This is a genomic window from Pseudomonas cavernae, assembly GCF_003595175.1.
GTDB classification, from domain to species: domain Bacteria; phylum Pseudomonadota; class Gammaproteobacteria; order Pseudomonadales; family Pseudomonadaceae; genus Aquipseudomonas; species Aquipseudomonas cavernae.
In genome coordinates this window covers 2,523,007-2,536,492 of sequence record NZ_CP032419.1, presented here as the reverse complement: position 1 = coordinate 2,536,492, position 13,486 = coordinate 2,523,007, and the positions used below count along the sequence as shown (strand labels likewise).

Genomic DNA, 13,486 nt, shown 5'->3' with positions numbered 1-13,486 from the left:
CGCATGACCCCATGTTCGCCATCGTCGACAGTGCTGAGCCGCTCAAGCTGGACAACTATCTGGCCGAGCATGTGGACTAGCCAGCCCTGGCAGTGTTTCGACCTCACACTTGGGCGACAATGGCCGATTAAATCCTGAAGCTCGCCACCAGGCGTTTCAGGGAATCCGCCATGATTTCCAGTTCCCGCGCGGCTTCCGCCACCTGACGGACCGACTGGGTGTTGGTCTCGGTCATGGCGGCGATGCGCTCGACGTTCTCGGCGACATCGTTGCTGGCCTGGGCCTGTTCCTTCAGCATCAGCGAGATGCCGCTGAATACCTCCATCACCCGCTGCGAGCCGTCGCGAATGCTTTGGATGGATTCGCCGGCGTGCGTCGACAGCGCCGCCCCCTGTTCGACCCGCTGCACCCCAGCCTGCATGCTGCCGACCGCCCGCTGAGTGCTTTGCTGGATATCGGCGATGGTGACGCTGATCTCCCGCGCCGAGGTGGTGGTTCTGCCGGCCAGGCTGCGCACCTCGTCGGCCACCACGGCGAACCCCCGACCCTGTTCGCCGGCGCGAGCCGCTTCGATGGCGGCGTTCAGCGCCAGCAAGTTGGTCTGTTTGGCAATGTCTTCGATCACCGCCAGGACGGTGCTGATCTGCCCGGACATTTCGCCCAGCTGGTCGAGATCGCTGGCAGCTCCGCTCACGCTGCTGGAAATGCCCTGCATCTCCATGCCGGCTTGCGCTATGACCTGTGCCCCCTCCTCGGAGGTGCGGTAAGAGGACTCTGACAGGCTCTTCGCCTCTTCGGCGTTCTCCGCCAGACGATCGACGCTCACCGTCAACTCCTCGATGGTTGAGGCGATCTGAGCGGCCGCATGACTCTGCTCCGCCGAGCCTTGGGCCACACGCGCGCTGGCCGCCGACGTCTGCCCGGCGGCGCCGGCCAACTCGCCGGCAGTCCGCGTCAATTCGACCAGCACTTCGCGTACCTGCTGCTGCATGCGCTGCAGTGCCCGCTGCAGCTGGCCGGCCTCGTCATCGCGGGTGACCTTGATCGCCCGCGAATAGTCGCCGGCGGCGATGTGCTCCAGCTCCACCACCGCCTGGGCCAACGGTGCACCGACCAGACGCCGAACCGCGAGCACCAGCACCAGCGCGGCACAGGCGATGATCAACACCGTCATCGCCAACATCAACCGCACCAGCCAGCGATTGACCTCGCTCAACTCCTCCGCCGGCACGGTGGCAGCAACAATCCAGTTGAGTTCGGGAATGGTCTCGAAATAGGTGACCCACTCCCCCGAGACTGGGCCGCTCCTGCCCTGCTGCGGGCCCTGATGGACAAGCTCGCCGCCCCCCTGCTGCAGCAGGTGCGCGACGAACTGGCCACCACTCTCCTGATCGAGGTTGCGCCCGGCCAGTGCCGGGTGCAGGACGAAAGCGCCACGCCGGTCCCCTGCGGCGGCGTCGAGGGCGAAGATGTAGCCGTTCTGTCCTATTGCCAGCGCGCCCAGTCCATCCTTGAGGCTTTGCAGTGACTCGTCGAACCCGATGCCGATGTAGCGAATGCCGATGATCTGCCCGGCGCTGTCCTTGATCGGCGTGTAGTTGGTGACGAACTGCCGGCCGAACAGGTTGACCTTGCCGGTGAAGGCCTCGCCACGAATGACCCGTGCGTATGCCGGCGAGGCGCGATCGAGCAGAGTGCCCACCGCGCGGCTGCCGTCCTGTTTCTTGACCGAGGTGACGACGCGCACGAAGTCCTCGCCCCGCTTGACGAAGATGGTCGCGTTGCCGCCGGTGAGCGCGGCGAAGCGGTCCACCGCATGATGATCGCCGGCCAGCGGCTTGCCGCCCTGGGTGAGCAGCGGCAGCCGCTGCCCCTCCACCAGCATCTCTTGCGTGGCGTCCAGTTCAAAGGGCCCGGCGAAGGTCTCGCCGAAGAGCGCGGATAGATTCTTGGCCCTGTCCTCGAGCTCCCGGTTATAGGCCTTGACCATGATCAGCGCCGAATGCACCAAATGCTGCATGTTGGCCTGCTTGAGTGCACCGACCCGCGCACCGATGCTCTGGGTCAGCATCCCGCCACTAGTCGCCAGGATGCAGGTGATTGCGGCTCCGACCACCAAAACCAGGCGCCAGGCGATAGAACGCTTGAACATCCACAACTCCTTCTGCAGAAAGCACGACTGCCCGACCGGGTCACCCGAAGTTGGCACACTAGTGCAATACCCTCCGCGATACAAGCTGGCGGGCGGTGGGTACGCGAATTGCCTATTTCTTCGCGTCCGCTCAGTGGCGAATCCGAAGAGGTCGACGTGATCGCCACAGCCCGCGAGGTGCTGCATGCCTACGAGCAGCAGATTGCGAACAACAAGGTGCAGGTGCAATTCGACACCGACGCGGCGCCCGTTGTGGTCAGCCAGTGGATGCTGCTGACCCAGCTGCTCAATAGCCAGCGCATTCCGTCGGAGCCTGTGCCGGCCCGGCACGCCGCGCCGGTACGTCGATTTCCTGCAGCACCCGCAGTTCGCCCGCGCCGGGCGGAGGCCGTGGCGCACTGCAAGCGCTACCAGCGTAATCAGGCACGAGCCAGGCGGGATGCGGCAATGGCGGATCAGGCGATGAAACGCCTGGCGGGTGCCGCCAAGTGGCTCAGGAGCACCGAAGCCGAGCTAAGGGATATCGATGCCCTGTTGCAGCGGGAGGGGCGGGGCCTCTGATTCCCCCGCCGCTCGGGTCGCCGGATCCATGCTGAGGAGGTCGTCGGGGAGGCTGCCGAGCATCAGCCGGACCCGCTTGAGGGGCGATGGACTGTTAGCGACGTTAAACAGGAGCTGGCGGTCCTTGCGCGGCACTGCTTTGGCACAGCGCAGTGCTGCAGCTCTCACCGCCTTGTCGGTGCCGTGAATCGCCGCGGCCAGACCCAGTACCACGGTGGCATCTAGAAATCGCAAATTGGTTTCTCGCTTGCTCTGACTGATGGGTGGATTTCATCGCCGGCGGCGCCAGCAACTGCCGCCACCGGACCCTGGTAAGGTCTCGGCCGGACGTCTCAACCTGGATTGTTTCACAGCGCTCGTGGTTTCGGCTCCTCGCGGTGCCAGCAGGGGTCCACGTGCCATTGAGCTACCGAGTAAACGTCCACCTGTAGGGGGCCATGGATCCACCGCTGCGTGACGTCCAGCGCTGAACCGATTGGCGGACCTCGGCCTTCGGTTGGCCTGGACTGCCTGCTGAAGGTTCCAACCGTGGCTCTTGAACAAGCCTGGATCCAGAGCGTGGTTCTCAAGCACGACGTAGCCGGCCGGCTCAACAGCTTCCTGGCCGCCTATCCAACCCTGGGCAGCTCGTGGTCACTGTACGACGTGAGGCCGGGCAGACTCCGTAGGAATGGCGGGAGAAAGCCGAAACCGAACGGGAGGACTGGCGCAATCGGTGAACCCCGCTTGAGAAGCGGGCCATCCCACAGTGGATACGGGCGAAGGACACCGCGGCTGCTGAGTAGGGCGACCCTCAGCAGGCACGGTAGGGGAGGCCAAACATCAGTTAGTGGACTCACCAGACCGTCCACTGTCCTCAGCGTTTGTTGATGAGTCCGGCCGGGCGAATTGTTCGCTAGGGTTGTAGCTGGGTAGATTCATTACCGGCTATAGTGAGATTTCATCCGTGTAATCCCCATCTTCATGCCGCCTCCGGGCGGCACTTTTTTGTTCGCCTGAGGTTGACTGGTGAGCCAGCGGGCTCATTGCTCACGGTCTGGCACAAGTTCGACCAGCGGGGCAATGCCAATCGGGATCGTGTCCCGGGCAGTGGTGGAACTGCCGTGTTTCTTAGCCTTCGACTCTGCGCGGCCTTTTCCTCTGCGCGCTCGCGCCGGCTCTTGACCGGCGGCGGCGGCGCGGTGGCCCGCTCGCAGGCTGCGCGCCAGTCCTTGATCTGCTCGACATAACGGCCTTACCCCTTTCTGCGCCTTGAGGAACAGTGAGAAAAGTTCCGGCGGCGACTTGATCTTCAGCTTGGCGTAGATATGCCGGCGGTGGACCTTGACTGTCTCGGCGGCGATGGTCAGCTTGCTGGCCACCTCCTTATGGAATAGTCGCCGAGGGGCAGGCGGCCGACATCCAGTTCCCGCGTGGTCAGCGGTGTGCCGATGCTCCATCGCCTCTTCCAGGTTGCCCTGCCAGCGCGGCGTCTGGCGCGGTGAGATTTCCTTCCGCGCGCCTTCGACGACCATGCAGTCCGGAAACCCACAGTGCGATCAGGTCGTGCAAGGCGATCTGCTCCGGCGTGAAGCGCTTTCTGCTGCCCATCGACAGGCAAGCGAGAAGGATAGTCCTTCGGTCACCAATGGAAGTCGGAAGATAAAATCATTTAAAAACAAATACCTACAGACAAAATGAATGAATTTTCCCCTTATCTCGGCATGACCCCAAATGGCCGTCGTGTCGAATCGCTGCTTCGGTGGTGCACCGCAAGCCTGACCTGCAGAGTCGTTGCACGGTGCTCGCCGAGGAGCGCAAGGCGGCCCTGCACGATGTCAGTACGCTGCGGCAGGAGCTGCAGGCCGCGCAGCGCCAGTTAGCGCAGGAGCGTGAGGCCTCGGCTGCCTATGTGCGGGGGGTGGAGGATCGCGCCCACCGTGAAGTCGACCAGGCCCGGGAGGAGAGCCGGGCGGCGGCCGCTCAGCTGAAGGCGGTCACCAAGCAGCAGGACCAGTTGCGCCAGCGGCTGGATACCGCGCTGACGCAGCTCAGTGCGGCCCAGCAAGTCGCTGCCGCCGAGAAGGCCCGGGCAAGCATCCTTGAGCAACAGCTCGCCCAGCCGGTGCGCACCAAGCGCGCCCGTGCCACGCCGGCGAAGCGGCAGCGAAAACCGGCAGTTACGGCCTAGCGAACAGGGCTGGAGGGCTGTCAGGGATCGGTGCAGGTCCCGCTCCAGCAGGGTGCGATGAAGCCAGCTATGCCGATGTCAGCCGATGACACCGATGGGCTCAATGCCATGCTGGTCTCATAAATAAAAACAATAGCTTGCAGACAAAATGAAAGAATTTTCCCCTTATCACGGCATGATCCCAACAGGCCTCACGCGGAGCATCGCTGCGGTAGGAACGGGTATCTTGTGGTCGATAAAATTCCGAACACAGGAGCCCTAAATTTTTGTAGCCTTGGGTTATCGGACCTGCTGTAGCGTCAACTTGAACGCAGAGAGGAAGTCCCAATGGACAAACCCCAAGGCACTGCAGCGGTACTTCATGAAACCCGGATCTACGAAGAGCTTGTTGAAGAATATGGTGCGCCGGCGGCTGATGGCCTGATGACGAAAGCCATCAACGATACGCTACCCAACGCAAACATTACCCCAGCCGATGTGGGTGGGTTCAGCAAGGTCACCAAGGCGCTGAGGACCGGTAAGGTTGACCTGCAAAGCACGGTTGACGCCGGTCAACAGAAAGCTCGCCAGGCCACTGAGGATCTTCTGGATGGTTTGAAATGCCGTGAGGCAGACGATGGCATTTCCGAGGAAGAGGAAGAGACAGACGCCTCCTCATAATTGCCCCCCTCCCCGCTACTGCAGGTTCGATACCTCCACACTTTTTCCCTTCCGATGGACTCGCTCCTGTGCCAAGTGCGTCGGAGCTAAGAGCCATCCGGCTGCGTTGCTGATCTTCTCCCTTCCTGACACGACACCGCGGGCCTCTGATTGAGATCCGGCTAGCTCAGGCCGACAACGGTCCTCCATTTTGACCTTCACTGAGGCGCCTATGCAGGTCAGGGAAAATCTCCTGGGTGATTCCAAGCTCCTATCGCCTGGCGTTAACCAGTTCGAGAATTTGATCGAAGCGTTTGAGGCTCAGCTGCGATTCATTGCTCCCGCCACTCCCAGGCAGGAGATATCTCACAGTTTGCCTGGCGAGATCGCCTTGAGGTTGAAGTCCCAAGGTACACCTGACTTGGCACCCCACAGGGAAATTACTGGGCGAGCCCTATCTGCTGCATGAACGCGCCGTTGTCCCAGAACAGGTACTCTTCGAACATGATGCCGTCCTTGTTCCAGTGGCCGATTGTCGCCATGGGGATGCGATAGGCCTTGTCAGTCGGCTGAATCACCTTTGCCATCGGGAAGAACCATCGGTTTCGTGAAGGTGCCTTCAAGCCAGCCGGTCACGGCTGTCCAGGTGCCGTCAGCGGTGCCGAACCGGACGGGGTGCTCCTTGATTCGGTTGTCGGGTGCGAACGTCCACATGTACTTCAGGTCTTCGATGTGTTTCTCGATGCCTTTGGTTTGGTGGCCGTCGGGCCAATGCACCACGACGTCTTTCGTGTGGCTCTTGTGAAGGTCTTGCCACTGCTGCTCGGTGTAAACGCGGAAGTCAAGATCATCGAAATTCGCTAGGTTCTTCGCCAGTTCGGGCGGGACTCCTTCGACCTGCGGGACAGCCTCGCCCACCTGGGTTCCGGGCCACATATCCTTGTCGGCTGCGGTTACCGAGTTGGCGCCGATTAGCAGCGCCCCGACAAGGCTCACTCTAAGCGCAAGAACGGTGTTAGGGGTTAGTTTTACCAGCATCTTTATGCCCTCCCAATTGCCGTTTACGAGCCAAGTGACGCCGCAGCAACTACGTTCAGTGAGACATTCACTGCATAACCCACCAGCAGCCAGCGGTGACAGCATGATTGAGGTAACCGAGGTTTCCATTGCCGAACTGCGTGCGGCACTCGAATCTGGCCGAACGACGGCGGTTGAGCTGGTCCAGGCCTATCTCGCCAGGATCGATGCCTATGATGGACCCGACACGCCCACCGCCCTCAACGCGGTAGTGGTTCGGAACCCCGATGCGCTCAAGGAGGCGGAGGCTTCTGACGCCCGTCGAGCCCGGGGCGAGACACTCGGCCCGCTGGATGGCATCCCCTATACGACCAAGGACAGTTATCTGGTGAAGGGGCTCACGGCGGCGTCCGGCAGTCCCGCATTCGCGAACCTCATCGCCTATCGCGATGCGTTCACCATCGAACGGCTTCGCGCCGCTGGAGCGATCTGCCTGGGCAAGACCAATATGCCGCCCATGGCGAACGGCGGCATGCAGCGCGGGGTATATGGCCGTGCGGAGAGCCCGTACAACGCTGACTATCTCACCGCACCATTCGCATCGGGATCATCGAACGGCGCAGGTACGGCAACCGCAGCCAGTTTCGCGGCCTTCGGCCTCGCGGAAGAAACCTGGTCGAGCGGAAGAGGGCCTGCATCGAACAATGGCCTGTGCGCCTACACCCCGTCGCGTGGGGTGATCTCGGTGCGCGGCAACTGGCCGCTGACGCCGACCATGGACGTCGTCGTGCCCTATGCCAGGACCATGGCCGACCTGCTCGAAGTGCTGGATGTGGTGGTGGCGGATGATCCCGACACTCGCGGAGATCTGTGGCGGCTGCAACCCTGGGTGCCCATTCCGAGTGTCGCCTCCGTTCGTCCCGCCTCCTATGGGTCGCTTGCCGCGAATACCGATGCGCTCGCAGGCAAGCGGTTCGGCGTTCCCCGTATGTACATCAACGCGGATCCCGAGGCGGGCACGGCCGATGCGCCTGGCATCGGTGGTCCGACGGGGCAGCGAATCATCACCCGTCCCTCCGTGATCGGGCTCTGGGAAAAGGCTCGCCAGGCATTCGAAGCCTTTGGTGCCGAAGTGGTCGAGGTCGATTTCCCGATGGTCTCGAATTGCGAGGGTGATCGCCCTGGTGCGCCGACGGTGTTTACTCGGGGCCTGGTTTCCAAAGAGTTCCTTCACCATGAGTTGTGGGATCTGACGGCCTGGGCGTTCGATGATTTCCTTCGGGCGAACGGCGATCCCAAATTGAACCGTCTGGTGGACGTGGACGGACCGCTGATTTTCCCGCACGACCCCGGGACTCTGCCAAATCGGGAAGGTGACCTTGTCGCCGGCATGGATGAGTATGTGAGGATGGCCGAGCGCGGTATCACCCCGTGGGACGAGATCACCACGCTTCCTGATGGGCTGCGGGGGCTCGAGGAGACGCGTCGAATCGATCTCGAAGACTGGATGGATCGGTTGGGGCTCGACGCGGTGATATTCCCGACGGTAGCCGACGTTGGTCCGGCGAATGCCGATGTGGATCCGAAGTCTGCAGATATCGCGTGGAGTAACGGTATCTGGGTCGCTAACGGCAATCTCGCTATCCGCCACTTGGGTGTCCCCACGGTAACTGTGCCGATGGGCGTGATGCCGGACATCGGTATGCCCGTAGGCCTGACATTTGCCGGCCGCGCCTACGACGATTCGGCGCTGCTTCGTTTGGCTTCGGCGTATGAGTCGACCGGGACGAAGCGATTGATCCCTTCGCGAACCCCACCATTGCAGCGCGGCTAAAAATAGAAGCGGCGGGATTGGGGCGGTACAAGCCCCAACCCCGCTCAGTCTCGGCAAGCCCGAGCAAACTGGACGCACTCAAAAACCATCGTTCACCAAGATACTTTGTCGATCTGGCCAAGGTCCGCTTTCGGCCCAGCCTGTGTGGAAACGCCGATCTCGCCTGGAGTTGCTGAGTCGACGTCAGCGGGGGCGACGTATGAAACGGTTCATCGAAGAGGCGAGCCGGACGCAGGTCAGTTTGCTGCCAGAGTACCTGGAGGATTTCGTCGCCGAAGACAACCCGATCCGCGTGGTCGAGGCCTTCGTCGAACAACTCGACCTGGCAACCCTGGAGTTCGACGGGGTGGACCCCGCGGCAACCGGACGGCCCTCCTACCACCCCGCCGTGTTGCTGAAGATCTACATCTACGGCTACCTCAATCGCATCCAGTCCAGTCGCCGTCTGGAGCGTGAGTGCCAGTGCAACCTCGAACTGATGTGGTTGACCGGGCGACTCGCGCCGGACTTCAAAACCATTGCCGACTTCCGCCGTGACAACGGCAAAGCCATCCGCAATGTCTGCCGGCAGTTCGTCGTGCTCTGCCGCCAACTCGACCTGTTCTCCCAGTCGCTGGTGGCTGCTGGCTCGCTACGCAGCGGCAAACGCGCGGCGGCGATCATGAGCCTGATCCAATCGGCGCGTATGAATGGGCATGATCCGTATGCCTATCTCAAGGATGTGCTGACGCGGCTGCCAACACAGCGTGTAAGTGAGATCGGGCAACTCTCCAGAGGCAATCAAGACATTACTGAGTAATCGCAAGGTATTCGTCGCAGTTCATATGGAGAGCCTGGTAGCTACGGCGAGCCTGCCGCATGATCCAGATGCGCTTTGCCGATGTTGAGTAGCCGGATCTTTTTTCGTTCAGGCAGTCTTGGTCGTAAAGATTTTCTTGAGTTACCAAACAAAATTTTTAGTTCTGGCGGTTTTCCAAATTTTTTCTTCACTTTCCAGGCGCGGCTCGCCATCAGTCTATCCCGACTTTCGCAGTTTGCAGACCGTGATGCAGCTGTTGAATGGCTTCACAGGGGGCCAAAGATGAGCGATCAACAAGCATCCCAGAGCACCCGCCAACAGGCCTGTCTTCCACTATTGCTACAGAATAGTGATCAGGGCAGTTGACGCGCGGTACGACATTCGCGGTTACCTGTTGGCGGAGATGGTGATACATGGAGATGTTGTTAGAACCGTTTTCGTTTGCCCCTACACATCAGGGTTTAGGTATCGGTAGGCAACTGATGGAAGTCATCCACTCCACGACGGCTGTTAGTACTGGTATTGAAAGACTGCGCGTGCCGTCATCAATTACTGCGGAGGGCTTCTACGTTACGTTGGGCTACCAGAAGATCCGTGATGAGTTTCACGGCTCTGAACGCACCATTGTTATGGAGAAGTGGTTGGAGATCGTTCGGTGATCGAGGCATGCATCCAGCGATGGGGCATAACAAGTTCAAGTGTCCAAGCGCCCACGGGCGGATCTGGTTCTCGACCTGGTTGTTGTCGATGGGCACGGCCCCATCTTCCAGGTAGCGCGTCATCGCTACCCAGCGTTTAAGGCTGTAATCGAGGGCTTTGGCCGTTGCTGATCCATTGGGCACGTAACCGTCCGGCAAAGGCATCTTGTCAATGAGGCTGCTTTCGGCTCGGCTGTAGCGGAGTCTCAGTCTCCTGAGACGCGCCTATTACGAACGCTACGTCCAGCAGGAGGCCCTAACGTACCGGGAGCATTTCACAGCCCGTCTGCTATTCGGCCCGGATGGACGATTCTCTCCCCACGAATACCATTACATAGCCAGCGTCGACTCTCTTTAGACTTCCGTGACAGTCTGACCTGCGGCTGCAGGTTCCGTTATCTGATCGTGGAAATACCCTGGCCAACTCGGAGGCCAAGAGGGGAGGACGGTATCAGTCATGACTTTAGTAAAAATTATTGGAACTGAATAATTATTGGCAGGGAATAATTTCCTTTAAAGCGTCGCATCGCCTGGCAGGGAAGATGGCCATGCGATTTCTATAGAATGGGGCTCTGGCGGCAATGGAATGCAGGTCGGCGCGGATAAATGCAGGTTCATTCGCAACCAATGCTGGTTTGCCGGGCCGGACAGTCGCAGTTAATCCCGGTCGAGAATCGCGTTGATTGCAGGTCGGGACGATTTCAAATGCAGGTCGCTACACGTAACCATCCTCGTTGCTGCTTATCTTCGCAAAGACAGTTCAGGCAGCAGCCAAGAATTGATGCAGCGGATAATTGCGGAACTAATGGCCATGGAGGAGCCTTAGGCCGCGCAATCCTGAGCGCCAACTGGCCTAAGCATGGCGGCCGCGAGCACAGGGGAGGGCGGGGCAACGTCTTAGGTGCGGTGGCTTAGTATCTAGGCCATATGGGCGATCAAGGTTAGATTGTTAGGGAGTTCACCCCTGCACCGGGAGCATGTATCTTGACCAGGCCACATGAGCGTACGCGCAGCGTGATACAGGCTGAAGAGTTCTTGCGCGACCTGTCAAAGAATCCTGAGCTTCCTGAGAACATCAGACGAGAAGCGAAGCGTTTGTTACGCCACTATCCTGATGCTTAAACGGTTCTCCTCCTCGGGAAATTCGAAGAGTTTCTGGTTACGGTTTCGCCCGACGATCCCAGGCGGGAAGTTGCTATCCAGCTTCACACACCACTGTTGAGCTCTCGTGTCGACGGTTGACCATCGCGCCAGACGTTGTGCCTGGGCTAGGATCCGCGACGCCAGAAATCGTAACAAGCCGAAAGGGGCTGCACTTGACCGCAACGCTATCCGAGATCTTGCCGAGGGCTCAAAAGAGCAGGGCGATTAGGGTTTGAGGCGAGATTAACCGAGTAGCGTGGATTACAAGGCGCACTGACTTAGCGGTAGCCGCAGACAGTCCTCCTCAACGCTTACTGTCGTGAAGCTGCCACGTCGCCCCAATCTACTACGGCACTACCCGACAGCGGAGACGATCTGGTTGGCAGGTCGGGTGGAGGTGCGATAGCCCAATGACGACGCTGGCGCTGTCGCCTCGCCAAGCCTCCATCACCATGCCCTCTAAATCAGATTCATGCTGGGGCGAAATCCAATGGGGGCGAGCGGCGACCAGAGCTCCACTTTGCCTTCCAAAACTGCGACAGATCACCGACCAAAGTCTCACTTCGCCTTCCAGACACAAAGTGTAGTTTCACTTTGCCTTCCAGGAGACCGAAAAGTGGCGGTCCTATCCGGCCAAAAGTCCAAAATTGCCTTCCCCACATGGCCTTGTCGTGGCGGATGCCATGACATTACCCGAGCTGAATCTGCCCCTCAACGGGAGCTTTCTGCCAGCAGAGGTAATAAGCCGTTATTCGCGCAGTTGGTCGGCTGCCATCTGCCCGCACAGCGAGCGGAGCTGGTCGCACAGACTGAGGCCGGTGCTACCCAGCTCAGTGCATGTTCGGGGATGAACTAAAGATCCATATTGGAGAATAAATTCGCCATTCGGATCTTTACTTACCGTTTTTTTGGAGAATTAGTTCAGAACGCTAAAAGCCTGGAGAAAAATGCAACACTTATGAAACGGCCTGTATTTAACATAATATACATTATGCGAAGCCTAAGATTCCCCAGGGAACAGGAAGCGAAACGTTTCGACGACTAACACAACGCCCGATAGCACACAGAAAAAAACTAAAAAAATGTTATCGATCATCGCCAAGGCCTCAAATGGTCGGTGCTGTTGCCACGACGGCAACGGGAACTGATACGGCAGACGCTGCCGCTGGTGTGTCGGCCTCGCGGAGCGAGTCCGTCACGCCATCGGCGCGCTGCTGGCGATCAGGCTTGGTATTGTCGAAGGCACCATTCTCGACCATATCCATACAGGCGTTGAACTCAACGTCCATGCGCGTGGCCTGCTGGCTGAAACAGGCGCAGCCGTACAGGCGTCCATGTCGGTTGCCGAGCTTGAGCGTTTTGCGCTTCCTGGCAATCACATCCTCTGATTTCGTCGCGTAACAACTGGGCTTCGGGAACGTCACTGGCTTAGTCAGCTCGTCATAGATCGGCGCCGACGACGGCACACCAGCAAGGCGCGGCGTACGCTCGGCAATGTACTGCTCAGTCGTGACGTGAGCGACGGCGCTGGACGGCGCGGCAGCCGCGGCTGGTACGGCGACAGGCGCAGCGGCAACGGGCTGTTCGGCAGCTTTCTCGAACCCGGACAACCGGCCGTAGAGGTAGTAGCCGATGCCGCCGACCACCAGGGCGACGAAGCCCAGGACAAGCGCGGCGCGAGGGATGCGGAACTTAAAATGGTGCTTCGTGCCCTCCTTCACCGACTTGTAACAACCGAAGTACGCCGAATCCATCGGAACTCGGGTGTCCTCACCCGAGGGGAACACATACTTATTTTCGTTTACTGACAGCTCCGGCTTTTCAAACTGATAACGCTTGCTGTAGGCGGCGCCACGGGGCCGGTAAAAGTGAACATGCCCGTTGCACAGCTCGCGCATGTGCGCATCGATCAGCTTCGGGCTTTGGGTGATGACGTGCAGCTCGTGGCCATCCTTGCGCATGATCTCCAGCCGACTGGCGTAGTCCGGCACCTTCGAGCCGTGATGGCGAACCCGAAACCATGTCTGCCCCTCATCCACGCGAAGATCGCCTTGCGCGGAATCCTGATGAGCTACGAACAAGAAGCTCTGCGCTGATCAAAACAGCCAGAAAATGACACCATGTCACAAGAGTCCACCATTAGAGATGGTGGACCCTGCTGCCGCAGGGAAAGCGAAAAGCCGTCTCCGCCTTCGCTTCGACCAGGGGTGAACCCCTGCGGCCGTTCGGCCTACCCCCGATCCCGTGTGCCTGCCTTACAAGCTCTCCGCGACGCTGACATTCGTCAGCTGCTACGAACAGGGCTGCCGCCCTGCGCCTGCCGGCTACCCGTTCCCCTGCCGGGGAATGTTCCGCCATTCGCTACACATGGTCGCTGCGCTCCTGAGTAATCAGGATGAGGGGTGGTCAAAGATCGAGGATTTGCCGGCAAACGTGTTGCAGCTGCTCTAGCCGCGCGTCGAGGTCAGCGGAC

Annotated in this window: 11 protein-coding genes and 6 pseudogenes; 8 read left to right on the top strand and 9 right to left on the bottom strand. The window is 60.0% G+C overall.

All coding sequences use genetic code 11. From position 1 onward, the window contains the following. Positions 1 to 127: 127 nt before the first annotated feature. Positions 128 to 991: a methyl-accepting chemotaxis protein gene (locus tag D3880_RS23390; RefSeq protein ID WP_420800872.1), complete on the bottom strand. Its 864-nt coding sequence runs from the start codon at positions 989 to 991 to the stop codon at positions 128 to 130. Between the two features lie 39 nt (positions 992 to 1,030). Beyond that, positions 1,031 to 1,990 (bottom strand): annotated as a pseudogene (locus D3880_RS23385) (Cache 3/Cache 2 fusion domain-containing protein); the annotation flags it as partial. 318 nt (positions 1,991 to 2,308) lie between these two features. Between D3880_RS23385 and D3880_RS11605 the strand changes: the two are divergent. Further along, positions 2,309 to 2,713, top strand: a complete 405-nt coding sequence (locus D3880_RS11605; RefSeq protein WP_119893594.1) for a hypothetical protein — start codon at positions 2,309 to 2,311, stop codon at positions 2,711 to 2,713. Here D3880_RS11605 and D3880_RS23500 read toward each other — a convergent pair. Together D3880_RS23500 and D3880_RS23255 are read right to left on the bottom strand one after the other, a co-directional pair. Continuing rightward, a complete protein-coding gene (locus D3880_RS23500) occupies positions 2,666 to 2,926 on the bottom strand; it encodes a DUF7740 domain-containing protein (RefSeq protein WP_476644153.1) in 261 nt (86 codons plus the stop codon). The two genes, D3880_RS11605 and D3880_RS23500, sit on opposite strands and share 48 nt — an antisense overlap. A 1,031-nt stretch (positions 2,927 to 3,957) precedes the next feature. Continuing rightward, positions 3,958 to 4,312 (bottom strand): annotated as a pseudogene (locus D3880_RS23255) (helix-turn-helix transcriptional regulator); the annotation flags it as partial. Positions 4,313 to 4,493: 181 nt separating this feature from the next. Between D3880_RS23255 and D3880_RS11590 the strand changes: the two are divergent. Together D3880_RS11590 and D3880_RS11585 are read left to right on the top strand one after the other, a co-directional pair. Then, positions 4,494 to 4,883 carry a hypothetical protein gene (locus D3880_RS11590; RefSeq protein WP_177412170.1) on the top strand — a complete coding sequence of 130 codons (390 nt, stop codon included), beginning with the start codon at positions 4,494 to 4,496 and terminating at the stop codon, positions 4,881 to 4,883. 327 nt (positions 4,884 to 5,210) lie between these two features. Continuing rightward, positions 5,211 to 5,543, top strand: a complete 333-nt coding sequence (locus D3880_RS11585) for a hypothetical protein (protein WP_119893592.1) — start codon at positions 5,211 to 5,213, stop codon at positions 5,541 to 5,543. A 419-nt stretch (positions 5,544 to 5,962) separates the two neighbouring features. On the opposite strand, the gene D3880_RS22935 is transcribed toward D3880_RS11585, so the two are convergent. Beyond that, positions 5,963 to 6,109 carry a hypothetical protein gene (locus tag D3880_RS22935; protein ID WP_218567568.1) on the bottom strand — a complete coding sequence of 49 codons (147 nt, stop codon included), beginning with the start codon at positions 6,107 to 6,109 and terminating at the stop codon, positions 5,963 to 5,965. Then, positions 6,084 to 6,560, bottom strand: a complete 477-nt coding sequence (locus D3880_RS22930) for an ester cyclase (protein ID WP_218567567.1) — start codon at positions 6,558 to 6,560, stop codon at positions 6,084 to 6,086. The genes D3880_RS22935 and D3880_RS22930 overlap by 26 nt, the downstream gene beginning before the upstream one ends. A gap of 103 nt (positions 6,561 to 6,663) precedes the next feature. Between D3880_RS22930 and D3880_RS11575 the strand changes: the two genes are divergently transcribed. The 3 genes and pseudogenes from D3880_RS11575 to D3880_RS22875 all read left to right on the top strand — a co-directional run. Further along, the gene (locus tag D3880_RS11575; protein ID WP_119893591.1) at positions 6,664 to 8,373 is read left to right on the top strand and encodes an amidase; all 1,710 of its coding nucleotides are present in this window, start codon (positions 6,664 to 6,666) and stop codon (positions 8,371 to 8,373) included. 199 nt (positions 8,374 to 8,572) lie between these two features. Further along, positions 8,573 to 8,995: pseudogene (locus tag D3880_RS11570) on the top strand (transposase); the annotation flags it as partial. Continuing rightward, positions 8,996 to 9,172 (top strand): annotated as a pseudogene (locus D3880_RS22875) (transposase domain-containing protein); the annotation flags it as partial. 41 nt (positions 9,173 to 9,213) lie between these two features. On the opposite strand, the gene D3880_RS22725 reads toward D3880_RS22875, so the two are convergent. Next, entirely contained in the window at positions 9,214 to 9,384 is a 171-nt protein-coding gene (locus D3880_RS22725) for a hypothetical protein (RefSeq protein WP_162934985.1), read from the bottom strand. Between the two features lie 134 nt (positions 9,385 to 9,518). Here D3880_RS22725 and D3880_RS11565 point away from each other — a divergent pair. Continuing rightward, positions 9,519 to 9,831 (top strand): annotated as a pseudogene (locus tag D3880_RS11565) (GNAT family N-acetyltransferase). A gap of 27 nt (positions 9,832 to 9,858) precedes the next feature. Here the strand turns inward: D3880_RS11565 and D3880_RS11560 are convergent. Next, positions 9,859 to 10,014 (bottom strand): annotated as a pseudogene (locus D3880_RS11560) (IS66 family transposase); the annotation flags it as partial. Between the two features lie 870 nt (positions 10,015 to 10,884). Between D3880_RS11560 and D3880_RS23250 the strand changes: the two are divergent. After that, positions 10,885 to 10,992 carry a BPSL0761 family protein gene (locus D3880_RS23250; RefSeq protein WP_338014518.1) on the top strand — a complete coding sequence of 36 codons (108 nt, stop codon included), beginning with the start codon at positions 10,885 to 10,887 and terminating at the stop codon, positions 10,990 to 10,992. A 1,127-nt stretch (positions 10,993 to 12,119) separates the two neighbouring features. Here D3880_RS23250 and D3880_RS11550 read toward each other — a convergent pair. After that, entirely contained in the window at positions 12,120 to 13,094 is a 975-nt protein-coding gene (locus tag D3880_RS11550; RefSeq protein ID WP_119893589.1) for a zonular occludens toxin domain-containing protein, read from the bottom strand. Positions 13,095 to 13,486 lie beyond the last annotated feature (392 nt).

Excerpts from the sequence above, each read along its gene's own strand:
- D3880_RS22930 (WP_218567567.1), bottom strand. The coding sequence starts at position 6,560 with ATGCTGGTAAAACTAACCCCTAACACCGTTCTTGCGCTTAGAGTGAGC.
- D3880_RS11585 (WP_119893592.1), top strand. The coding sequence starts at position 5,211 with ATGGACAAACCCCAAGGCACTGCAGCGGTACTTCATGAAACCCGGATC.
- D3880_RS22725 (WP_162934985.1), bottom strand. The coding sequence starts at position 9,384 with ATGGCGAGCCGCGCCTGGAAAGTGAAGAAAAAATTTGGAAAACCGCCA.
- D3880_RS11575 (WP_119893591.1), top strand. The coding sequence starts at position 6,664 with ATGATTGAGGTAACCGAGGTTTCCATTGCCGAACTGCGTGCGGCACTC.
- D3880_RS23390 (WP_420800872.1), bottom strand. The coding sequence starts at position 991 with ATGCAGCAGCAGGTACGCGAAGTGCTGGTCGAATTGACGCGGACTGCC.
- D3880_RS22935 (WP_218567568.1), bottom strand. The coding sequence starts at position 6,109 with ATGGCAAAGGTGATTCAGCCGACTGACAAGGCCTATCGCATCCCCATG.